Origin of the sequence: Azospirillum argentinense (genome assembly GCF_000632475.1) — a bacterium.
Taxonomy (GTDB): Bacteria; Pseudomonadota; Alphaproteobacteria; order Azospirillales; family Azospirillaceae; genus Azospirillum; species Azospirillum baldaniorum.
In genome coordinates this window covers 1-20,414 of record NZ_CP007793.1, presented here as the reverse complement: position 1 = coordinate 20,414, position 20,414 = coordinate 1, and the positions used below count along the sequence as shown (strand labels likewise).

Here is a 20,414-nt window from a genome sequence, read left to right as displayed (position 1 = left end):
TGCCGTAATCTTGAGGACGGGGCGCCTACTTGACGAAGAGGCGCTGTTCGTCCTGATAGTCGCCCGTGGAATGGTGGATCTCCACGCGCAGGTCCCACTGGCCGGGCAGCGGCAGCGCCACCGGAGCGGCGAAGCGGCCCTCGCCCAGATAGGGCAGGTCGAGGCGCACGTCGTGGCCCTCGCTGGTCGGACGGATGAAGGCGACCTTCACCTCGGCGTCCTTCAGCAGGTTGCCGTGCTTGTCGTGCAGAGTCAGCGCCAGGATGCCCTTCTGCGCCTCGGTGCTGGTGAATTCGGTGGCGACCTTCCAGCCGCGCTCGGCCTGGGCGCGGGCGCCGGCCAGATCCTCGTTGTATTTCAGGCCCTTCATGAAATGCTGCTCGGTCTGGACGCCGGTCCAGCTCGACAGGGCGAAGTGCAGCATCACGCCGTTGACCGCGATCACGACGGCGAAACCGGCCACGAAGATCCAGGGGATGTACCAGCCGGGCTGGCGGCCGGTCCGGCGGGGCGGGGTGCGGCGGGTTCCGGCGTCGGTGGACAGCGTCATCGTCGTCTTGACCTTTGGTGAATGCAGCGCGAAGAGCCGGTCGGGATCAGTTGGCCGGCCCCATGAAGACGGAGTCATAGGTCGCCACCTCACCATCGGCCGAGGTAAGCCTGAAGGTAAGGGGCTGGGAGGCGCCTTGCAAACCGGTGCGCGGCGCGGTCACGAAAATTCTGTAGGTCGCCACCATGTCCGGATCGGCGGTCAGGCGCTGGGTGCCGGCCTGCTCGTCCTGGCCGTCGCCGGCCACCGACAGGCTGGCCCCCGTCACCCCGGAAACCGCCAGCGTGTAGGAGCGCGGGTCGCGGGTCATGTTGGAGATCTTGAAGGTGTAGGCGTTGCGCACCGACCCGTCCGACAGCGCCACGAACAGCGGGGCGCGGTCGCGCAGGACGCTGATGTCCAGCCCCGGCTTCAGCAGCAGCCCGACCCCGATGCCGCCGGCGATGACCAGCATCATCAGCGTGTAGAGGATCGTGCGCGGGCGCAGCAGGCGGAAGGGCACCGGCTGGCCGCCGGTGGCGACGGCCACCTGGCTGGTCTGGGTGTCGAATTTGATGAGGCCGGCCGCCCGCCCGACCTTGGTCATGATCTCGTCGCAGGCGTCGATGCACAGGCCGCAGCCGATGCACTGCATCTGCAGACCGTCGCGGATGTCGATGCCGGCGGGGCAGACCTGGACGCAGTTGAAGCAGTCGATGCAGTCGCCGAGACCTTCGGCCCTGCGCTCCTCCCAGCTCTGCGACTTGCGCATCAGGCTGCGGCCTTCGCCGCGCCAGTCCTGGTAGGTGACGATCAGGCTGTCCTCGTCGATCATCGCCGATTGAAAGCGCGGCCACGGGCACATGTAGGTGCAGACCTGCTCCCGCGCGAAACCGGCCAGCAGATAGGTGGTGGCGGTGAAGAGCCCGATGAAGCCGAGGGCGGTCGAGGACACCTCGAACCGCAGCATCTCCCCCAGCAGAGTCGGCGCGTCGGTGAAGTAAAAGATCCAGGCGCCGCCGGTCGCCACGGCGATCAGCAGCCAGATCAGGTTCTTCAGAACCTTGCGCCCGGCCTTCCGGGCGGTCCAGGGACCCTGGTCGAGGCGGATGCGCTCGCCGCGGTCGCCTTCGACCAGCCGTTCGACCCAGACATAGAGGTCGGTCCACACCGTCTGCGGGCAGGCGTAGCCGCACCAGACGCGGCCCGCCAGCGAGGTCGCCAGGAAGAGGCCCAGCGCCGCCAGGATCAGCGCGCCGGTCAGGTAATAGATCTGCTGCGGCCACAGCTCCACGAAGAACAGGTAGAAGCGGCGGTTGGCGAGGTCGAGCAGCACCGCTTGGTCGGGGGCGTTCGGCCCGCGGTCCCAGCGGACCCAGGGCAGCACGTAGTAGATCGCCAGGAGAACCGACAGCGCCGCCCATTTGATGCGGCGGAAGGTGCCGTGCACCGCCTTGGGATAGACCTTGGCGTGCTTCTGGTACATCGAGCGCGACGCGCGACGCTGCGCCTTCGGCGGGGCAGCGGCGGGCGCGTCCCCGGCGGTCGGGCGTTCCAACCGGTCGCCATCCAATCGGTCGCTTCCCAATCGATCGCTTTGGGGCGGTTGCTGTTCGGTGGTCGTGCTCATGACCTCGCCCTTTTTCGTCTGGCGACCGCCGCGCGGGCGGCTTGGCCATGCCGACATGGTTCGGCCGTGGCGAGGGGACTATGGCGGCAGAACGTCACAGGGGCATTGCGCTGGATCAAAGGATTCGGGGGTGGATTCGGGGGCGGATCGGAGCATCATCACCCGCCTCGACGCAGCCATCGCGGGCCGGACAACAAGCCGCCCGGAAAAAGAAAATGCCGGGGAGTCGCCTCCCCGGCACCGAAGTCCGGCGGACCCGCCAGGGGGGCGTCCCCCTCCCCGGCCGGTTCCTCCTGGCTGGACGGCTTACTTGCCGCCGCCCAGGTTGTGGACGTAGACGGCCAGCGACTTGATCGTCGCGTCGTCCAGACGCTTCGACCAGGCGGGCATCACGCCGGCGCGGCCGTTCGTGATGGTCTCCACCAGCGTGGCCTTGTCGCCGCCATAGAGCCAGTTGGCCGTGACGAGCGGCGGAGCGCCGACGTCCATGCCGACCGCGACCGAGCCCTGCGCGCTGTCGCCGTGGCAGGCGGCGCAGTTCTCTTCATAGACGGTCTTGCCCTTTTCCGCGGCGGCGGCGTCGGTCGACCGCTTGTTCAGCGACAGGACGTACTCGGCGACCTGACCGATCTGCTCGCGGTTCAGGATGCCGTCCCGGCCGAAGGCGGTCATGCCGATGCCGACCGTCCCGCGGGTGTCGCCGTCATCCGCACGGATGCCGTGCTGGATGGTCTTGTAGATGTCGGCGGAAGTGCCGCCCCACAGCCACACGTCGTCGGCGAGCGTCGGGAAGCCCTTGGCGCCCTGACCGCCGGCGCCGTGGCAGGCCGCGCAGTTCTCGTTGAAGTAGGAGCGGCCGCCGGCCATCGCGAAGGCAAGGAGGTCCTTGTTCTTCTGGATGTCCTCGACCGAGGTCGCCGCGATGGCCGTCAGGTACTTTTCCTGAGCCTTCTTGCCGTCGGCGACCTTCTGCACCAGCTCCTCGCGCTGCGAGTAGCCGAGCAGGCCCTTCGTGTAGCTCTTGCCCAGCGGCCAAGCCGGGTAGAGCACGTAGTAGACGAGGGACCACGCGATGCAGACGTAGAAGATGTACAGCCACCATTTGGGCAGGGGGTTGTTCAGCTCCCGCAGGCCGTCCCACTCGTGGCCGGTGGTCTCGACGCCGGAAAGGGCGTCCTTTTCTTTCTGTGCCATGGCCTAAAACTCCTGACCATCTTCCTTGAGCGGGATCCGGGAGGCGTCTTCGAACTTGCCCCGGTTGCCTGGCCACATGGCGTAGACCACGATGCCGGTGAAGAGCAGGGCCAGCCAGACGGTCCAGAAGGACCGCAGGGCGACAGTGATCGAATCCAAGTCCATGGATCCCTCCCGGTTACTGCTGGAGCTGCTTGGGCGACTGGTACTTGGTGAAGTCCACCATTGTGCCCAGGACCTGCAGGTAGGCCACCAGCGCGTCCATTTCGGTGACGCCCTTGTTGCCCGTGAAGTTGGCCACGACGGCCTTCGGGTAGCGCTTCATCAGACCGGCCGTGTCGGCGTCCGGGTTCTTCTGCGCTTCGAGGTCGGCCTTGGCGCTGGCGATCTGCTCGTCCGAGTAGGGGACGCCGACGATGCGCAGGGTCTTCATGTGATCCTGGATGTCGGTGTACTTCAGCGGACGGTCCTTCATCCAGGCGTAGCCCGGCATGATCGACTCCGGCACCACGGCGCGCGGATCGACCAGATGGGCCACCTGCCAGTCGTTGGAGTACTTGCCACCCACGCGGGCCAGGTCCGGACCGGTGCGCTTGGAGCCCCACTGGAAGGGATGGTCGTACATGCTTTCCGCGGCCAGCGAGTAGTGACCGTAACGCTCCACCTCATCGCGGAACGGACGGATCTGCTGGCTGTGGCAGTTGTAGCAGCCTTCGCGGAAGTAGATGTTCTGGCCAGCCAGTTCGAGCGGCGAGTAGGGACGGACCCCATCCACCTTCTCGATCGTCGACTCGATCGTGAACAGCGGGACGATCTGGACGAGGCCGCCGATCGACACGGTGATCAGGATCAGAACGATGAGCAGAAGCGTGTTCCGCTCGATCGTGTCGTGACTAAAGCCCTTTTTTTGCTCAGCCATTTTCTCAGTTCCTCCGGCGTCAGGCCGCACCGACCGCCGCCTTGTGCGGGGCGGAGGCATAGGGCTTCTCGATGCGGACGTCACCCTTGGCCGTGCGCCACAGGTTGTAGACCATGATCAGGGCACCAGCCAGGAACAGGACGCCGCCCAGAGCACGGATCACGTAGAAGGGATGCATGGCCGCGACCGTCTCGACGAACGAGTACTGGAGGAAGCCGAGGTTGTCGTAGGCGCGCCACATCAGGCCCTGCATGATGCCCGACACCCACATGGCGGTGATGTAGAGCACGATGCCGATGGTGGCGGTCCAGAAGTGATAGCTGACCAGACGCAGGCTGTAGAGCTGCGAGCGCTTCCACAGGACCGGGACCAGATAGTAGATCGCGCCGAAGGAGATGAAGGCCACCCAGCCGAGCGCACCGGAGTGCACGTGGCCGATCGTCCAGTCGGTGTAGTGCGACAGGGCGTTGACCGGCTTCACCGACATCAGCGGGCCCTCGAAGGTCGACATGCCGTAGAAGGCCACCGACGTCACGAGGAAGCGCAGGACCGGGTCGGTGCGCAGCTTGTCCCAGGCACCCGACAGGGTCATGATGCCGTTGATCATGCCGCCCCAGGACGGCATCCACAGCATGACCGAGAAGGTCATGCCCAGCGTCTGCGCCCAGTCCGGCAGGGCCGTGTAGTGCAGGTGGTGCGGGCCGGCCCAGATGTAGAGGAAGATCAGCGTCCAGAAGTGCACGATCGACAGGCGGTACGAATAGACCGGCCGCTCCGCGCGCTTCGGAACGAAGTAGTACATGATGCCGAGGAAGCCGGCGGTCAGGAAGAAGCCGACCGCGTTGTGGCCGTACCACCACTGCACCATGGCGCTCTGCACGCCCGAGACGAACGGGTAGGACTTCATCCCGGTCAGCGACACCGGGACGTTGACGTTGTTGCCGATGTGGAGGATCGCGACGGTCAGGATGAACGCCATGAAGAACCAGTTGGCGACGTAGATGTGCGACTCCTTGCGGGTCATCACCGTGCCGACGAACTGGATGGCGTAGAGGACCCAGATGACCGTCAGGTAGAGGTCGAGGATCCACTCCGGCTCCGCATACTCCTTGCCCTGGGTGTAGCCGAGCACGTAGCTGAGCGCCGCCAGGACGATGAAGATGTTGTAGTTCCAGAAGACGAACTTCGTGAGGCCCTCGCCGCCGAACAGGAACTGGCGGCTGGTGCGCTGCACGGAGTAGAGCGAGGTGGCGAACAGGACGTTGCCGCCGAACGCGAAGATCACGGCCGACGTGTGGACCGGCCGCAGGCGCCCGAAGCTCGTCCACTCAAGGCCGAGATTCAGCGCCGGAAAAGCGAGCTGCAGCGCGATGAAGACGCCGGCGAGGAAGCCGACGACGCCCCAGAACACTGCAGCGATGACGAAGAGTCGGACGGCGTCTTCGTAGTAACGCACATTTTCCGACACCCGCTGGCTGCCCAGGGCGGCCCCTGGCGTCAGAGTCGCTGATGTCATTCAATCTCTCCCGTTTGCCCCGGGCGGCTCGGGCCGCTTCCCCTGAGGTTGCACCACCGCTGGGTACGTACTGTTAAGGAGGGGGGCAGGTTCACATACGATGCACTTCTTATGCGGACGCCGGTTGCGCCTGCCTCCAATAATCCCAATATGTGTAGGGGTGGACCTTGCAACATTGATCTACGTCAACGACCGGTCTTACCGGTGCCTGCCATCGTTCACCGTCCTTCACGCGGTCGGACGGGCATGGACGAAAGCTTCATCGCGAAACCTCTCGGTCAGCGTCAGATCGACCAGGCCTATCCGCTGGTGCGGGCCATCTTCCCGGACTTGCCGGTGGAGCAATGGCGCGCATTTGCCGCAGCACTTATCGGGCCGGTTGATACCCCCGCGACGCCGACGGGCATCATGACCGTGCAGAATGCACGGGGGTACCTCCATGGACTTTTCTCATACGCTATTGCGGAGCATCTTCGCCATGGCCGAATTCTGGCCGTGGAGAATTTCGTCGTGCTCGACCTGTTCGACATGACGGGTCCGGCGGAGACTTTGCTGCGCTCCATGGATCGTCTGGCGCGCAGCCACGGATGCACGGCGATCCACACCTCCCTGCCGGAATTGCTGGCCGGGGAGACCGGGTCGCGCGGGTCCCTGCTGACCTGCTTTCACCAGGACGGGCACCGCACGGAAACCTTGCGGCTGTGCAAGGCGATGGACGGCGCCAACGACAACCGCGCGCATCGGTCGCAGGCGGAAAGCCCGCTCGGCATCCCGTAAGTCCCGCCGGAACGGGCCGGCGCCCTGCCCCCTCCCGCGACTCCACCCTCCGTTTCCCACGACTCCGGCGATGTGACCGTTTGCTCGGCGGGCGCGAGCGGCTAGGATGCGCCATCATGACCGACACCCCCACCACCCCCGTCAAGTACCGGGCGATCCATCTGCAGGCCGGCCGCCAGCGGCGCGTCCTGCACGGCCACCCCTGGGTCTATTCCAACGAAGTCCAGATGGACACGGCGGCCAAGGCCATCCCGCCGGGCAGCCCGGTGCGCCTGCTGGACCCCGGTGGGAAACCGCTGGGCATCGCCACCTTCAACCCGCACACCCTGATCGCCGCGCGGATGCTCTCCGGCGACCCGGCGACGGTGGTCGACCACGCCTTCCTCGCCGGACGGCTGAGGAGCGCGGTGGCGATGCGCGATGCGCTGTTCGAGCGGCCCTACTACCGCGTCGTGCACGCGGAGGCCGACGGGCTGCCGGGGCTGATCGTGGACCGCTACGGCGATGTGGTGACGGTGCAGGCCAACAGCGTCTTCATGGACCAGCGCATCGACGCCATCCTGGCCGCCATCGACGAGGTGCTGGCTCCGCGCGCGGTCATCCTGCGCAACGACAGCACCCAGCGCGCGCTGGAGGGGCTGCCCGAGGAAAGCCGGCTGGTGAAGGGTGAGATCGACGGCCCGATCCGGCTGGAGGAGAACGGCGCCACCTTCTTCGCCGACCCGCTGGGCGGGCAGAAGACCGGCTGGTTCTACGACCAGCGCGACAACCGCGCCTTCATCGCCAAGCTTGCGAAGGGCAAGCGGGCCATCGACTTCTTCAGCTACAACGGCGGCTTCGGCGTGCTCTGCGCCGTCGAGGGCGCGTCGTCGGTGGTGTCGGTCGACCGCTCGCAGGGGGCGCTGGACAACGCCACCCGCGCCGCGGAGGCCAACGGCGTGGCCGACCGCTTCGAGGCACGCCGCGCCGACGCCTTCAACGAACTGGAGCGGCTGAACGCCGAGGGTGAGACGTTCGAGGTCGTCATCGCCGACCCGCCGGCCTTCGTGAAGTCCAAGAAGGACCTCGCCGTCGGCTGCCGCGCCTACCGCAAGATGACCCGTCTGGCGGCGAAGATCACGGCGCCGGGCGGCTTCCTGCTCTGCGCGTCGTGCAGCCACAACGTCGACCCGCCGACCTTCGCCGAGCAGGTCGCCCGCGGCCTGCACGACGCCGGACGGACCGGGCGCATCCTGCGCAGCGCCGGGGCCGGGCCGGACCATCCGGTGCACCCGCATCTGCCGGAGTCGGCCTATCTGAAGGCCATCGTGATGCAGCTGGACTGAGGGGCCTCGCCACGAAGGCACGAGGATGGGGATGATCCTCGTGCCTTCGTGGTCCCCTTAGCGGACCCTACGGGCGGCTAAACACCCCGACGACCTCGACGTGGGCGGACCACAGGAACTGGTCCACGGGATAAACGCGGCTCAACACGTACCCGCCGTCCACCAGCGTCCGGGCATCGCGGGCGAAGGTCGCCGGGTTGCAGGACACCGCCACCACCCGCGGCACCTTCGACCCGGCCAGCGCCTGTGCCTGGGCGGCGGCGCCGGCGCGCGGCGGGTCGAAGACCACCGCGTCGAACCGCGCCAGTTCCTTCGCCGTCAGCGGGTTCTCGAACAGGTCGCGCCGCTCCGTGGTCAGGCGCAGCGCCCCCGCCGCCTTGTTCAGCGCGGCCAGCGCCGGGGCGTCCCCCTCCACCGCATGAACCGCCGCCCGCTGGGCCAGCGGGACCGCGAAGGTGCCCAGCCCGGCGAACAGGTCGGCCACCCGCTTCGGCTCCCCGATGTTGGCGAGGACGGCGGCGACCAGGGCGGCCTCCCCCTCGGCGCTCGCCTGGAGGAAGGCGCCGGGTGGCGGAGTCACCGGCAGGCCGGCGAAGGACACCGCCAGCGGGCGGCGATGGGCGATGGGCTCCGGCGTGCCGCGGCCATCCGGCTGCCGTTCATCGGCCTGCCAGGAGATGCGGGCAACTCCGAATTCCTCTCCAAAGCTCACCAGCCGTTCCCGCGCCGCGCGGTCCAGGCTGCGCGGGCCGACCAGCACGAGGTCGATCCCGCCCTCCAGGTCGGTGGCGATCACGTCGCAGCCGCCGCCGTCCGGCAGAACCGACAGCAGCAGCCCGCGCAACGGCTCCACCAGGGCGAACAGGCCGGGCCGCAGCACCGGACACTCCGCCAAGTCGGTCAGCCGGTGGCTCATCCGCTCGTTGAAGCCGAGCCAGACGCGGCGCCCTCGCTTCAGCGCGGCGAAGCGGGCGCGGCGGCGCGCGGCCGGCGGCGTCCGGGACAGCGGCTCCAGGGGCGTGTCGCCCAGCCCGACGCGGGCCAGCGCGCCCTGCACCAGCCCGACTTTCCAGGCGGCGTAGGCGGCGTCCTCCATATGCTGGAGCGTGCAGCCGCCGCAGGTTCCGAAATGGGAACAGGGCGGCGCGGCGCGTCCCGGGCCGGGCTCCAGGATCTCTAGCAGGTCGGCGCGCAGGCCGTCTCCCTTGGCGTTGGCAGCCTCCTTCACGGCCACTCGCACGCGGTCGCCGGGAACGGTCAGCGGCACGAAGAGCTTGGCATCGTCGAAGCTGGCGATGCCGTCGCCACGGGCGCCGACCTCGGTGACGGTCACCTCGGCGGTGCGGGTAGCGGTGCGGGGTTCGCTGCCGCGGGGGGACGGGCGGTGTTTGGGGGCGGGTCGTTTCACGCGGTCACTCTCAGGACGGCCATCATGCCGGTCTCCTGATGCTCCAGAACATGGCAGTGGAGCATCCAGTCGCCGGCCTCTTCGGCCACGAAGGCGATCTCGGCCGTCTCACGGGGGCCGAGCAGGACGGTGTCGCGCCACTCGCGGTGTTCGGCCGGCCGGCCGTTGCGCGAGAGGACGCGGAAGGGAAAGCCGTGCAGGTGCATGGGGTGCCACCAGCCGGTCTCGTTGACGAAGGCCGTCACCTGCGTTTGACCGCGTTTGACGGTGATGAGCGGTTCCAGGTGGTGATGCCCCATGGCCGCCACGCCGTTCAGCGCCCAGAAGGGGCCGCGCGGCCCGGCGTTCTTCGGCATGGCGCCGTGCATCCCGCCGTCCAGCACCACGTCCTGGCGGACGGCGCCGACGAGATCGGGCTCCGGCAGCGGGTTGGCGGGCAGCGCGATCGGGGCGTCCAGCGGCGAGTCGCGCAGGGGCGCCTCGGTGCTGTAGGTCAGGCGGGTCAGCCGGTAGGCCATGCGCGGGTAGAAGCCGTCGACCACGTCGAACCCCTCACCCGGCCTGCCGGCCATGTCGATCACGAGGTCGGCGCGCTGGCCGGGTCCCAGCACCACCTTGCCGTCCGGCGGGGCGTGCGGCGTCACCGGCTGGCCATCGAGCGCGATCACCCGCGGCGCGTGCCCCTGGAAGTCGAGCGCGAAGACGCGGGCGTTCGCCGCGTTGATCAGGCGCAGACGGACACGCTCCCCGGCGCGGACCGGCACGCTGTCCCGGACGGCGCCGTTGATGGTGACGGTGTTGCCGATGCGCCCAGCGTGGGTGGCGTCCATGGGATGGCCGAACCCGCCGGCCAGTTCCGCCTCCTTCGTCAGTCGCCAGTCGCCGAGCAGCCAGAGCAGGTCACGGTCGACGCGGATCGGCTCGCGCTCCTCCACGATGAAGGCGCCGGTCAGGCCGTGGGCCACCTGCACGCCGCTGTTGACGTGGGGGTGGTACCAGAAGGTGCCGGCGTCCTTCAGCGGGAATTCATAGTCGAACCGCCCACCCGCCGGCACCACGGCTTGCGACAGGCCGGGCACCCCGTCCATGGCGTTGGGGACGCGCAGGCCGTGCCAGTGGATGGTCGTCGGTTCCGGCAGCGCGTTGGCGAAGGCGATGCGCGCCGTGTCGCCCTGGCGGAAGTGCAGCTCCGGCCCCGGAATCCGCCCGTCATAGGCCCAGACCGCCGTGTCGGGAAAGCCCGCCCCCGCCAGACTGGCGCGGGCCGGACCGGCGGACAGGTGGACCGCCGTCCCCTCCCCCACCGCCGCACGGGCCGCGCGCGGCAGCAGAGCGGCCCCGGCCAGCAGGGCGGAGCCGGTCAGCAGATCGCGGCGGGTCAGCGGGAGAAACGGCGGCACGGCGTCCTCACACGTAGCGGGCCAGGGCGTCGCGCAGGTCGGCCGGCACCGGGGTCGGGCGGTGGCTGTCCTTGTCGACGATGACGCAGACGGCCTCCTGTACGGCGATGCAGCGGTCGCCCTCGAAGATCGCCGCCCCCAGCACGACGGAGGTGTTGCCGACCTTCGCCACCCGCGCGCCGACGCGGATGTCCGCCGGGAACCGCAATTCCGCCTTGTAGTCGATGACGCTGCGCGCCAGCACCACGGTCCAGGGGGACTCGCCGCGGAAACCGCCGCACTCATGGACCAGCGACACGCGCAGCTGCTCGAAATACACGCCGATGGCGTTGTTGTTGACGTGACCGAGCGCGTCGAGGTCGGCGAAGCGCACATGCTCCGCGATCCAGAAACGGTAGAGGTCGGGGCGGGTCGGATCGGTCATGGTCGCCTGTCGGATGGTGGTTCCGGCCGAATGTGGCCGGTGCGGCGGGCCGGGGCAAGCCCGGGCATGACGGTCATTCCCCGCACCGTCCCGATTTGCCGCGCCAACCCGGGCGGGCCGGTGTTATAGGAGTCGCACCATACACCCGCAACGGACCGCAAGATGAGCAAGGACAGCACCAACCAGACGGCCGAGGCCCTCTTCGAGAAGGCCCTGTCGGTCGCCGAGAAGCATCTCGAGGCGGCGATCAAGGAAGGCGGGGTCCTCGGCCCCTACATCGCCGTCGCCATGATCGAGGCCGCCGTGAACACCGCCGTGGACGAGACCAGCCACGAGGACGTCATCGACATGCTGCGCGATCTGGCCGCCCAGATCGAAGCCGACGCGGACGAGAGCGAAGAATAAAGCGAACGTCGTTCGCTTTAGTTTTTAACGCCTCATTCGCCGGCGGGCTTCGGCCGCATGTGCGGCCGGGACCGCCGTCGCGGTCCGAAGCGGATGAACATCCGCTTCAAGCGCCGCCGTCACGCGGGGTCCGGCTGCCGGCGCGCTTCGCGCCGGCGCAGGATTTCGTAGACGACGGCGCCCAGGATGGTCAGCGCGATCAGGATCAGCGACAGCGCGTTGACCGCGGGTGTCAGGCCCGTGCGCACCTTCGAGGCGATGTAGACCGTCAGCGTGGTGTCCAGCCCGCGGACGAACAGCGTCGTGTTGTAGTTCTCGAAGCTCTGCAGGAAGGCCAGGAAGGACGCCGACAGGATGGCCGGCGTCAGATACGGCAGCGTGATCCGCCGGAACACCTGCCCGTGGGTGGCGCCCAGATCCAGCGCCGCCTCCTCCAGCGTCGGGTCGAACCGTTGCAACCGCGCCAGGAACAGCAGCATCGCATAGGCCGCGATGAAGCTCGACTGCGCCAGGATGGTCAGGAACAGGCCGCCGGTCACCCCGAACCACTCCCGCCAGAAGACCAGCGTGGAGATGCCGACGATCACCCCCGGCGTCAGCAGCGGCGACACCATCACGGCGTAGAGGAAGGTCCGCGCCCGGCTGTGCAGCCGGTCAAGCAGCAGCGCCGCCGCCAGCCCCAGCGGCACCGCCACGGCGATCACCCCCGCCCCGACCAGCAGGCTGGTCCCCAGCGCCTGCCACATGCGCTGATCGGCCCACAGGGCGCCGAACCATTGCAGCGTGAAGCCCATCCAGGGGATGACGGTCGGGAAGCGGCTGCTGTTGAAGGTCGCCGCCGCCATGATCCCCAGCGGCAGGAACAGATAGCCGAAGAACAGGACCAGATAGGCCCCGGTGACCCAGCGGCGGAAACTTGCGGCGGTCATGTCGGCCCCATCATTTCGCAATATCCGTGAGGCCGACGCGGAACAGCCGCATCATCAGCAGGATGAAGACGACGCACAGGATCAGCAGGATGAAGGCGTAAGCCGCCCCCTGGTTCCAGTTCCCACCCTCGAAGAACCAGTTGTAGATGACCTCGGTGAACCAGCGGCTCTGCGGTCCGCCCAGCAGGGCCGGCACGGCGTAGCTGCCCGCCGCCAGCATGAAGGTCATGATGCAGCCGACCGCGATGCCCGGCTTGGCGTGGGGGATGACGATGCGGCGGTGGATGCGCAGCCAGCCGGCCCCCAGGTCGCGCGCCGCCTCGATCTGGTTGCGGTCCAGCGACTCCATGGCGTTCATGATCGGGAACACCATGAAGAGGATGTAGACGTAGACCATCCCGATGATCACCCCGGCGTCGCCGCCGAGCAGCCGCTGCGGCTCCGAAAAAATGCCCAGCCCGACCAGGAGCGCGTTCAGCGGCCCGTTGAAGGCCAGGATGATGTACCAGGCGAAGGTGCGCAGCAACTCGTTGATCCAGAAGGGCACGACGAGCATCAACACGAGCAGCGGCAGGCGCCGCCGCGGCGCCACCTGCGCCATGTAGAAGGCGATGGGGTAGCAGACGGCCAGCGTCACCGCGGTGACGAGGCTGCTCGCCCAGATCGTCTTCAGGAAGATCGCCAGATGGATCTGGTTGGTCCACAGCGTCGCGTAGTTGCGCAGCGTGTAGACGTCCTCCGGCCCGCCGGCCTTGCTGGGCGGCAGCGACGGGCGGAAGGAGAAATCCACCATCAGCAATTGCGGCAGCACGACCAGCAGCAGCAGCCACGCGGCCACCGCCAGCAGGATCGCCGCGGTCAGAACCGGACCGTACCGGCGCAGCACGCCGCCCATGACCACTCCCCCAACCCGCCGATATACTAGGATCGAAAGCCTCTCATGACCCAGGTCCGGAGCGCAAGCGAGGCCATGCCCCGTCCAATAACCACAACTTTATTGCCTTTTTTTGAGGCTTGGACTGTGCCCATAGTGGGGTCATGCGTGCATGGCGGACATCCGGCGTGATGAGGGAGGCAACAGCGTGGGTCGCCGCGCTGGTGCTGATCTTTCACGCCCTGGTCATGGCCACCCACATCCCGGCGCCGCTGGCCAGGGTGCTGGCGGAGTCGGTGCCGTTCGCCATGGCCGGCTCGATCTGCCATTCCGGCGCCGCGCCCGACGCCTCCGCCGCGCCGCACGCCGACCATGGTCCCGTCCCCGACGGCACGCCGGGCCACATCACCTATTGCCCGATCTGCCTGTCGCTGGGCGGCGGGTCCCTGCTGGGTCCGGCCGTGGCGCCGGCCCCGCTGCCGCCGGCCGGGATCGTGGCTGGCCGCCGCTCCGCTGCCCGCGGACGACGAGGCGGGGGCCGGCCGCGCCCCGCGCGCCTTCTCCGCCCGGGCGCAAGCGGGGGAGGGCCGGGGTGGGGGCCGCGCTGCGGAAACGGAGACGCCGTCGGTCGGAACCAGGCCCTACGGCCAAACCCGGCGCCTGTGCACACACCGGAGAGTTCCCATGATCCGCAACACCCGCGGCGCCCTGCTGGCTGCCGCCGTCCTCGCTTGCCTGCCCCTGTCCGCCGCCCTCGCCCACACCACGCTGGAAACCAAGCAGGCCCCCGCCGCCAGCACCTACAAGGGCGTGCTGCGCGTCGGCCATGGCTGCGGCGCCTCCCCCACCGTCGCCCTCCGCGTGCAGATTCCGGAGGGGGTCATCGCGGTGAAGCCGATGCCCAAGCCCGGCTGGACCCTGACGACCAAGGAAGGCCAGTACGCCAAGGCCTACGACTATTACGGCGAGTCGCTGAGCAAGGGCGTCACCGAGATCGCCTGGACCGGCGGCTCGCTGCCCGACGCCCATTACGACGAGTTCGTCTTCCGCGCCCGCCTGCCCGACGCCGCCCCCGGCACCGTGGTCTATTTCCCCGTGGTGCAGGAATGCGAGACGGGCGTGCACCGCTGGATCGAGATCCCGGAACCGGGCAAGACCGACCACGACTACAAGGAGCCGGCCCCCGGCGTTACCCTGACCGCCAAGCCGTAAGGGAAGGAAAAACGCATGCGCCGGCTGGTCGTGGGGTGGGTCGCCGCCCTGATGCTGCTGTCCCTGTCCGCGCCGGCCTTGGCGCATGCCGTGCTGGTCGAGAGCGCCCCGGAGGACGGGGCGCGGCTCGACAGCCCGCCCGCCGAGGCCGTGCTGCGCTTCAACGAGCCGGTGCGGCCGGTGTCGGTGACGCTGATCGGTCCCGGCGGGGTGACGCTTCCCCTGCCCGCCCCGGCCGCCGGGGACGGGGCGCTGCGCATCGCGCTGCCCGGCGGGCTGGCGGTGGGGACGCACATCCTCAGCTACCGCGTCAGCTCAGCGGACGGCCACCCGGTCGCCGGATCGCTCCTGTTCGGGATCGGTGCGGAACCGGAACGACCGGCGGAGCTGGGCGGGGCGACGCCGCCGGCGACGCTGCTGGCCGCGGCGGCGGTCCGGGCGGCCCATTACGGAAGCCTGCTCGCCGCGGTGGGCGGCGGGCTGTTCCTGGTGCTGGTGGCGGGGCGCTGGAGTCCGTTGAACCGCCGCCTGCGCCCCGGCCTGTGCCTGGGCGTCGGCGTCGCCGCCCTGGTGGCGCTGCTGAGCGCCGGGCTGGCCGGCGCGGTGCTGGAAGGGGCGCCGCTGTCCGCCCTGGCCGGCGCCTCGCCCTGGATCGCCGGCCTGACCAGCACGGCGGGGCCGAGCGTCCTGCTGGCGCTGCTCAGCCTGATTGCCGCCGCGCTGGGGCTGGCGCTGGAAGACCGCGGGACGATGGGCCGCGTGTTGCTGGTCATCGGGGCGGTCGGGGCAGCGCTGGCGCTGGCCGCCACCGGCCACGCCGCGACCGCGGAGCCGCGCTGGCTCAGCGTGCCGCTGGTCGCCCTGCACGGTCTGGCGGTGGCCTTCTGGATCGGCAGCTTCTGGCCGCTGGCCGTGCTGCTGCGGACGGAGCCGCCGGCCGAGTCGCTGTGGCTGGTCCGGCGCTTCTCGGGCTGGGCGGTTCCGGCGGTGGCGGTGCTGCTGCTCGCCGGGGCGGGGCTGAGCGTGTTGCAGATCGCCGACCCGCGCAGCATCCTGACCACCGCCTACGGCCAGATCTGGATCGGCAAGATCGTCTGCGCGCTGGCCCTGCTGGCGCTGGCGGCCATCAACCGCTGGCGGCTGACGCCGCGGCTGGAGGTCATGGGCGGACAGGCCGCGGTCCGGCTGCGCGCCAGCGTCCACACCGAAATGGTGGTGGCCGCGCTGGTCGTGCTGTTCACCGCCGGGCTGGGCACCACACCGCCGCCGCGCACCCAGGCCCTGCCGGTCTTCGCCGAGAAGCCGGCGGGCTTCAGCACCGCGGTTGTGGCGCGCGGGCGCACCGCCATCGTCACGGTGACCCCGGCGACGCCGGGAGCGAACCGCGTCGAGATGCGCCTGACGGGACCGGACGGCACGCCGATCGACGCCCTGGAGGTGTCGGCGGAATTGGCCCTGCCCGCCGCCGGGATCGAGGGCATCACCCGCCCCCTGCCGAAGGTGGCGCCCGGCGTCTACGCGGCGGACGGGGTGGCCCTGCCGGTGGCCGGGTCCTGGGCGGTGCGGCTGGACGCCCTGGTCAGCGACTTCGAGAAGGTGCCCTTCCGCGCGGTTGTCCCCGTGGGTCGCTGAACGGCTTTACGCCGGCGCGTCGGGCAGCACCACGGCGTCCTCCGCCCGGAAAGCGATGCGGGCGGGTTCGCCGGGGGTCAGCGGCGGCTCGTCGCCGAGATGCGGGACCTGGACGGTGATGCCGCCCTCCAGGAAGGCGTTGATGAAGGCGCCCTCGAAATCGCGGTGGGTGACCCGCGCCTCCAGCGCGTTCTCCGCCCCCGCGCCCGCCGCCATGCGCTCCGGCCGGACGAACAGGGTGGCGCGGTCGCCGGGCGAGAGGCGGCGCGGGTTGCGCCCGACCAGACGGCCACGGGGCGTGTCCAGAGCGGCCAAGCCCCCCGCCGACTCGGCGACGGTGCCGGCAAAACGGTTGTTCTCCCCCACGAAGGAGGCGACGAAGGCGGTTTCCGGATGGTCGTAGATGGCCCGTCCGTCGCCCACCTGCTCCAGCACGCCCCTGGACATCACGCCGATCCGGTCGGACATGGTCAGCGCCTCGCCCTGGTCATGGGTGATGTAGATGAAGGTCACGCCGGTCCGCTTCTGCAGGTCGCGCAGCTCGGCGCGCATGTGCTGGCGCAGCTTCAGGTCCAGCGCCGACAGCGGCTCGTCGAGCAGCAGGACGGCGGGCTCCACGGCCAGCGCGCGGGCGATGGCGATGCGCTGGCGCTGGCCGCCCGACAGCTCCGTCACCTTCTTCTCCGCGGCGTCCGGCAGGGCCACGAGGTCGAGCAGCTTGCGCACCCGCCCCTGGCGCTCCGCCGAGGGCACGCCGCGCACCTCCAGCCCGAAGCCGATGTTCTCCGCCACCGTCATCAGCGGGAACAAGGCGAGATTCTGGAAGATCAGCGCGGTCGGGCGCTTGTTGGGGCCGATGCCGCGCATGTCCCGGCCGCCGATGCGGATGGCACCCTCCGTCGGCTCCATGAAGCCGGAGACCATGCGCAGGATGGTGGTCTTGCCGCAGCCCGACGGGCCGAGGAAGCTGAAGAATTCCCCCGCCCCGACCGTCAGCGACACGTCGCGGACGGCGGTGACGGAACCGAACCGCATGGTGACGGACTCGAGCTGGACGTCCTGACTCATAGGCACCTGATTGGAAGGTCAATCCCTTGTGGGGCGATCACACGTCGCCGCCCTTAGCCCTCTCCCCTCCGGGGAGAGGGTGGCCCAGAGGGCCGGTGAGGGGGTTGCGCGTGACGGTACGTCCGGCCAAAGCGCATAGAGGGCCGGTGAGGGGGTTGCGCGTGACGGTACGTCCGGCCAAAGCGCATCCCCCTCACCCCAGCCCTCTCCCCGGAGGGGAGAGGGGAATTGTCACGCGGCCAGGAAGCGGTCCTGGTACTCGTTGCGGATGGAGACGTACCAAGCCTCCTGGATCGGCCACCACCACAGCTTCTGCAGCGCGTCGCCCGGATAGGCGTCGGCGAAGAACTGCTTGTTCAGGTCGGACAGATGCGCCTCCGCCCCAACCGCCGTGCTGGAGATGCCGGAATGGTTGGTGTAGAGGGCGCCCGCCTCCGGTGTGTAGAACCAGTTGATCCAGGCGTAGGCCTGCTCCAGGTTCGCCGCCTTGGCCGGAATCGCGAAGCCCTCCATCCAGGCCAGCGCCCCTTCCTTGGGCGCCAGGAAGCGGACCGGCAGCCCCTCCTTGCGCAGGGCGACCGCCGTCGAATCCCAGGTCTGGCCGATGACGCAGCCATTGGTGCGGAAGGCGCCCTGGGCCTCGTTCTCGTTCGACCAGAACTGGCCGATGGCCTTCTTGTTGGCGGAGGCGACCTGGAGGATCGCGTCGAAGTTGGCGCGCGCCTTCGCCTCGTCCTTGAACTGCTCGCGGATCGGGTGGGGCAGCTTGCCCTGGCCTTCCAGCCACAGGCCGATGCCGATCAGGCCGGAATGGCCGCGCACCGTCACCTTGCCGGCGTGCTCCGGCTTCCACAGGTCGCCGTAGCTGGCGGTGCCGTAGGTCAGCGGCGCCTTGGACTGGTCATAGGCGATGGCCTCGGTCCCCCAGTCGGCGGGCGCGAAGAAGCGCTTGCCGCCGACCACGCCGCCCATGGCGGCGGAGCCCTCGACCGCCGATTTCAGGCAGCCGTCCCACTTGACCTTCGACTCGTCCAGCGGCTGGACCAGCTCGAACTCCACATAGTTCGGCACGCGGTCCACCGTGGGGTGGATGATGTCGAAGCCGGCGCCGCCGGTGGCCTTGAGCTGGTTCAGCAGCTCGTCGTTGGTGCCGTATTCGGTCAGGGTGGCCTTGATGCCGGTCTTCTTCTCGAAGTCGGCCAGCATGTCCGGGCTGATGTAGCCGGCCCAGGAGAAGATCTTGACGCTGCCCGACGCGGCGCGGCCCTCGCGCAGGATGAAGGGGCCGACCGCGGCGACGCCCGCGGCGGCGGCGGTCCCCTGGAGCAGCAGGCGGCGGGTGAAGCCCTTGGCGGCGCGCTGCGTCTCGGCGCTGGAGCGCTGTTCCAAGCTGGTGGTTTCCGGAACCTTGGTCATGGCACCTGCTCTCCCCTTTTCTTATTGGCCCGAATTCATGCCGGCCATGCCCATCGCGGGGCCGGCCGCGGGGCCGGTCCAGCCGGACTCCGCCGCAGCGGCAACTGTGCCGCGATATCCGGGCGCCGTCCATGGCTCAAGCGGGAGTGGGCGCAAACTTCATCGACCTGTAACGGCCCAAGGGACCGTCTCGAAGTCGTCAGCTCTCCAGCATGCGGCGGAGAAGCTCGACGTCCTCGGCGAAGGCGGGGTCGGTGGTGCGCAACTCCTCCACCTTCTTCACCGCGTGCATCACGGTGGTGTGGTCGCGCCCGCCGAACTTGCGACCGATCTCCGGCAGGGAGCGGGCGGTGAGCTGCTTGGCGAGATACATGGCGACCTGCCGCGGGCGCGCCACGGCGCGGGCGCGGCGGGCCGAATGCATGTCGGCGACGCGGATGTTGAAATGCTCCGCCACCCGCTTCTGGATCTCGTCGATGGTGACGCGGCGGTCGTTGGCGCGCAGCAGGTCGTGCAGCACCTCCTGCGTCGATTCCAGCGAGATGGCCCGGCCGACCAGCTCGGCGTGGGCGACGATGCGGTTCAGCGCCCCTTCCAGCTCGCGCACGTTGGAGGTGATCTTGTGGGCGAGGAACTCCAGCACCTTCAGCGGGATGGCCGCGTTCAGCGCGTCCGCCTTGGCCTGGAGGATGCCCAGCCGCAACTCGTAGGTGGTCGGGTGGATGTCCGCGACGAGGCCCCAGCCGAGGCGGGAGCGCAGCCGCTCCTCCATGCCTTCCAGGTCGGACGGGCTCTTGTCGGCGGAGATGATGACCTGACGGTTCTGGTCCACCAGCGCGTTGAAGGTGTGGAAGAACTCTTCCTGGGTGCTGTCCTTGCCGCTGATGAACTGCACGTCGTCGATCATCAGCACGTCCACCGAGCGGAACTGCTGCTTGAAGGCCATGGTGTCCTTGAAGCGCAACGCCCGGATGAACTGGTACATGAACTTTTCCGCCGACAGGTAGATCACCTTGCGGTTCGGATCGTTCCGCCGGATCTGCCAGGCGATGGCGTGCATCAGGTGCGTCTTGCCGAGCCCGACCCCGCCGTAGAGGAACAGCGGGTTGAAGGTGACCGAGGTGGCGTCGGCGACGCGCCGGGCGGCGGCGTGGGCCAGCTCGTTCGGCTTGCCGACCACGAAATTCTCGAAGGTGAAGCGGGGGTCCAGCGGCGCGGAGATGTCGGTCCGGTCCTCCAGCACCGAGGCGACCGCCGTGGGCGACTCGTCCGACGCGAAAGAGGGCGGTCCCGCCGAATAGGACGAGCCGATGTAGGAATTGGCCCCGTAGGAGGCGGCTCCATAGGGAGCGGATTGGCTGAGCGCCGCGGCCCGCGGGGCGGGCGCCGGGGGAACCGGGCCGCCGCTGGCGGCGCCGTCGGCCGGAGCGGAGTCGCGCGACGGCTCGCCCGCGTCCCCATCCGACGTCAATTCCGGCATCAGCATGGACGGGGCGTTGGCCGAGGCGACCACGACGTCGATGGACAGGACGTCCGGATTCTCGCCGGCCCACAGGTTGCGGATGCGGTCGGCGTAGTGGGTCAGCACCCAGTCGCGCATGAAGCGGGTGGGCACGACAATGCGCACCTCCCCGCCGCGGATTCCGGCGAAGGAAAGCGGCTGCAGCCAGCTGCGGTAGGCGATCTCGCCCACCTCGTCCTTGAGGCGGCCCCGGATGCGGGCCCACTGCTGATCCAACGACGCGCCGACCGACAT

19 protein-coding genes and 1 pseudogene are annotated in these 20,414 nt (G+C 69.2%); 6 read left to right on the top strand and 14 right to left on the bottom strand.

Features of this window, described 5'->3' with window-relative positions; translation table 11 throughout:
• Positions 1 to 25: 25 nt before the first annotated feature.
• From ABAZ39_RS00095 to ccoN, 6 genes are all read right to left on the bottom strand, one after another.
• On the bottom strand, positions 26 to 550 hold the full coding sequence (locus ABAZ39_RS00095; RefSeq protein WP_038525559.1) for a FixH family protein: 525 nt from the start codon (positions 548 to 550) through the stop codon (positions 26 to 28).
• 46 nt (positions 551 to 596) lie between these two features.
• Positions 597 to 2,159, bottom strand: coding sequence for a cytochrome c oxidase accessory protein CcoG (gene ccoG / locus ABAZ39_RS00090; protein WP_038525557.1), 1,563 nt, complete (start codon positions 2,157 to 2,159; stop codon positions 597 to 599).
• Positions 2,160 to 2,465: 306 nt separating this feature from the next.
• Positions 2,466 to 3,353: a cytochrome-c oxidase, cbb3-type subunit III gene (gene ccoP / locus ABAZ39_RS00085; protein ID WP_014238791.1), complete on the bottom strand. Its 888-nt coding sequence runs from the start codon at positions 3,351 to 3,353 to the stop codon at positions 2,466 to 2,468.
• 3 nt (positions 3,354 to 3,356) lie between these two features.
• On the bottom strand, positions 3,357 to 3,518 hold the full coding sequence (locus ABAZ39_RS00080; RefSeq protein ID WP_014238792.1) for a cbb3-type cytochrome c oxidase subunit 3: 162 nt from the start codon (positions 3,516 to 3,518) through the stop codon (positions 3,357 to 3,359).
• 13 nt (positions 3,519 to 3,531) lie between these two features.
• A complete protein-coding gene (gene ccoO / locus ABAZ39_RS00075; protein WP_014238793.1) occupies positions 3,532 to 4,272 on the bottom strand; it encodes a cytochrome-c oxidase, cbb3-type subunit II in 741 nt (246 codons plus the stop codon).
• Positions 4,273 to 4,291: 19 nt separating this feature from the next.
• Positions 4,292 to 5,788 (bottom strand): cytochrome-c oxidase, cbb3-type subunit I, encoded by a 1,497-nt coding sequence (ccoN, locus tag ABAZ39_RS00070; RefSeq protein WP_014238794.1) that lies wholly within the window; start codon positions 5,786 to 5,788, stop codon positions 4,292 to 4,294.
• 246 nt (positions 5,789 to 6,034) lie between these two features.
• Between ccoN and ABAZ39_RS00065 the strand changes: the two genes are divergently transcribed.
• On the top strand, positions 6,035 to 6,565 hold the full coding sequence (locus ABAZ39_RS00065) for a hypothetical protein (protein WP_038525553.1): 531 nt from the start codon (positions 6,035 to 6,037) through the stop codon (positions 6,563 to 6,565).
• A 116-nt stretch (positions 6,566 to 6,681) separates the two neighbouring features.
• Positions 6,682 to 7,890: a class I SAM-dependent rRNA methyltransferase gene (locus ABAZ39_RS00060; RefSeq protein ID WP_038525551.1), complete on the top strand. Its 1,209-nt coding sequence runs from the start codon at positions 6,682 to 6,684 to the stop codon at positions 7,888 to 7,890.
• Between the two features lie 67 nt (positions 7,891 to 7,957).
• Here ABAZ39_RS00060 and ABAZ39_RS00055 read toward each other — a convergent pair whose 3' ends face one another.
• Genes ABAZ39_RS00055 through ABAZ39_RS00045 form a run of 3 tightly spaced genes read right to left on the bottom strand, consistent with a single transcriptional unit; the run spans position 7,958 to position 11,122 of the window.
• Positions 7,958 to 9,298 carry a class I SAM-dependent RNA methyltransferase gene (locus tag ABAZ39_RS00055; RefSeq protein WP_051657708.1) on the bottom strand — a complete coding sequence of 447 codons (1,341 nt, stop codon included), beginning with the start codon at positions 9,296 to 9,298 and terminating at the stop codon, positions 7,958 to 7,960.
• Positions 9,295 to 10,698, bottom strand: coding sequence for a multicopper oxidase family protein (locus ABAZ39_RS00050; protein WP_038525546.1), 1,404 nt, complete (start codon positions 10,696 to 10,698; stop codon positions 9,295 to 9,297). Before ABAZ39_RS00050 ends, ABAZ39_RS00055 begins: the two co-directional genes overlap by 4 nt.
• Before the next feature lie 7 nt (positions 10,699 to 10,705).
• Positions 10,706 to 11,122, bottom strand: coding sequence for an acyl-CoA thioesterase (locus ABAZ39_RS00045; RefSeq protein WP_038525544.1), 417 nt, complete (start codon positions 11,120 to 11,122; stop codon positions 10,706 to 10,708).
• A gap of 162 nt (positions 11,123 to 11,284) precedes the next feature.
• Between ABAZ39_RS00045 and ABAZ39_RS00040 the strand changes: the two genes are divergently transcribed.
• On the top strand, positions 11,285 to 11,527 hold the full coding sequence (locus ABAZ39_RS00040) for a hypothetical protein (protein WP_035670021.1): 243 nt from the start codon (positions 11,285 to 11,287) through the stop codon (positions 11,525 to 11,527).
• 119 nt (positions 11,528 to 11,646) lie between these two features.
• On the opposite strand, the gene ABAZ39_RS00035 is transcribed toward ABAZ39_RS00040, so the two are convergent.
• Both ABAZ39_RS00035 and ABAZ39_RS00030 read right to left on the bottom strand, forming a co-directional pair.
• Positions 11,647 to 12,456 (bottom strand): ABC transporter permease, encoded by an 810-nt coding sequence (locus ABAZ39_RS00035; RefSeq protein WP_038525540.1) that lies wholly within the window; start codon positions 12,454 to 12,456, stop codon positions 11,647 to 11,649.
• A gap of 10 nt (positions 12,457 to 12,466) precedes the next feature.
• The gene (locus ABAZ39_RS00030; RefSeq protein ID WP_038525537.1) at positions 12,467 to 13,351 is read right to left on the bottom strand and encodes an ABC transporter permease; all 885 of its coding nucleotides are present in this window, start codon (positions 13,349 to 13,351) and stop codon (positions 12,467 to 12,469) included.
• 143 nt (positions 13,352 to 13,494) lie between these two features.
• Here ABAZ39_RS00030 and ABAZ39_RS37630 point away from each other — a divergent pair.
• The 3 genes and pseudogenes from ABAZ39_RS37630 to ABAZ39_RS00020 all read left to right on the top strand — a co-directional run.
• A pseudogene (locus ABAZ39_RS37630) lies at positions 13,495 to 13,821 on the top strand (DUF2946 family protein); the annotation flags it as partial.
• A gap of 193 nt (positions 13,822 to 14,014) precedes the next feature.
• Positions 14,015 to 14,542, top strand: a complete 528-nt coding sequence (locus ABAZ39_RS00025) for a YcnI family copper-binding membrane protein (RefSeq protein ID WP_038525536.1) — start codon at positions 14,015 to 14,017, stop codon at positions 14,540 to 14,542.
• Positions 14,543 to 14,557: 15 nt separating this feature from the next.
• The gene (locus ABAZ39_RS00020; RefSeq protein ID WP_038525534.1) at positions 14,558 to 16,174 is read left to right on the top strand and encodes a copper resistance CopC/CopD family protein; all 1,617 of its coding nucleotides are present in this window, start codon (positions 14,558 to 14,560) and stop codon (positions 16,172 to 16,174) included.
• Positions 16,175 to 16,180: 6 nt separating this feature from the next.
• On the opposite strand, the gene ABAZ39_RS00015 is transcribed toward ABAZ39_RS00020, so the two are convergent.
• The 3 genes from ABAZ39_RS00015 to dnaA all read right to left on the bottom strand — a co-directional run bounded on the left by ABAZ39_RS00015 (position 16,181) and on the right by dnaA (position 20,414).
• On the bottom strand, positions 16,181 to 17,242 hold the full coding sequence (locus tag ABAZ39_RS00015; RefSeq protein ID WP_038525531.1) for an ABC transporter ATP-binding protein: 1,062 nt from the start codon (positions 17,240 to 17,242) through the stop codon (positions 16,181 to 16,183).
• A 231-nt stretch (positions 17,243 to 17,473) separates the two neighbouring features.
• A complete protein-coding gene (locus ABAZ39_RS00010) occupies positions 17,474 to 18,658 on the bottom strand; it encodes an extracellular solute-binding protein (protein WP_200885624.1) in 1,185 nt (394 codons plus the stop codon).
• Between the two features lie 199 nt (positions 18,659 to 18,857).
• Positions 18,858 to 20,414: a chromosomal replication initiator protein DnaA gene (gene dnaA, locus ABAZ39_RS00005; RefSeq protein ID WP_038525529.1), complete on the bottom strand. Its 1,557-nt coding sequence runs from the start codon at positions 20,412 to 20,414 to the stop codon at positions 18,858 to 18,860.

What these genes read in the sequence shown, in the direction of transcription:
- ABAZ39_RS00095 (WP_038525559.1), bottom strand. Translation starts at nt 550, where the DNA reads ATGACGCTGTCCACCGACGCCGGAACCCGCCGCACCCCGCCCCGCCGG.
- ccoG (WP_038525557.1), bottom strand. Translation starts at nt 2,159, where the DNA reads ATGAGCACGACCACCGAACAGCAACCGCCCCAAAGCGATCGATTGGGA.
- ccoP (WP_014238791.1), bottom strand. Translation starts at nt 3,353, where the DNA reads ATGGCACAGAAAGAAAAGGACGCCCTTTCCGGCGTCGAGACCACCGGC.
- ABAZ39_RS00080 (WP_014238792.1), bottom strand. Translation starts at nt 3,518, where the DNA reads ATGGACTTGGATTCGATCACTGTCGCCCTGCGGTCCTTCTGGACCGTC.
- ccoO (WP_014238793.1), bottom strand. Translation starts at nt 4,272, where the DNA reads ATGGCTGAGCAAAAAAAGGGCTTTAGTCACGACACGATCGAGCGGAAC.
- ccoN (WP_014238794.1), bottom strand. Translation starts at nt 5,788, where the DNA reads ATGACATCAGCGACTCTGACGCCAGGGGCCGCCCTGGGCAGCCAGCGG.
- ABAZ39_RS00065 (WP_038525553.1), top strand. Translation starts at nt 6,035, where the DNA reads ATGGACGAAAGCTTCATCGCGAAACCTCTCGGTCAGCGTCAGATCGAC.
- ABAZ39_RS00060 (WP_038525551.1), top strand. Translation starts at nt 6,682, where the DNA reads ATGACCGACACCCCCACCACCCCCGTCAAGTACCGGGCGATCCATCTG.
- ABAZ39_RS00045 (WP_038525544.1), bottom strand. Translation starts at nt 11,122, where the DNA reads ATGACCGATCCGACCCGCCCCGACCTCTACCGTTTCTGGATCGCGGAG.
- ABAZ39_RS00040 (WP_035670021.1), top strand. Translation starts at nt 11,285, where the DNA reads ATGAGCAAGGACAGCACCAACCAGACGGCCGAGGCCCTCTTCGAGAAG.
- ABAZ39_RS00035 (WP_038525540.1), bottom strand. Translation starts at nt 12,456, where the DNA reads ATGACCGCCGCAAGTTTCCGCCGCTGGGTCACCGGGGCCTATCTGGTC.
- ABAZ39_RS00030 (WP_038525537.1), bottom strand. Translation starts at nt 13,351, where the DNA reads ATGGGCGGCGTGCTGCGCCGGTACGGTCCGGTTCTGACCGCGGCGATC.
- ABAZ39_RS00025 (WP_038525536.1), top strand. Translation starts at nt 14,015, where the DNA reads ATGATCCGCAACACCCGCGGCGCCCTGCTGGCTGCCGCCGTCCTCGCT.
- ABAZ39_RS00020 (WP_038525534.1), top strand. Translation starts at nt 14,558, where the DNA reads ATGCGCCGGCTGGTCGTGGGGTGGGTCGCCGCCCTGATGCTGCTGTCC.
- ABAZ39_RS00015 (WP_038525531.1), bottom strand. Translation starts at nt 17,242, where the DNA reads ATGAGTCAGGACGTCCAGCTCGAGTCCGTCACCATGCGGTTCGGTTCC.
- ABAZ39_RS00010 (WP_200885624.1), bottom strand. Translation starts at nt 18,658, where the DNA reads ATGACCAAGGTTCCGGAAACCACCAGCTTGGAACAGCGCTCCAGCGCC.
- dnaA (WP_038525529.1), bottom strand. Translation starts at nt 20,414, where the DNA reads ATGTCGGTCGGCGCGTCGTTGGATCAGCAGTGGGCCCGCATCCGGGGC.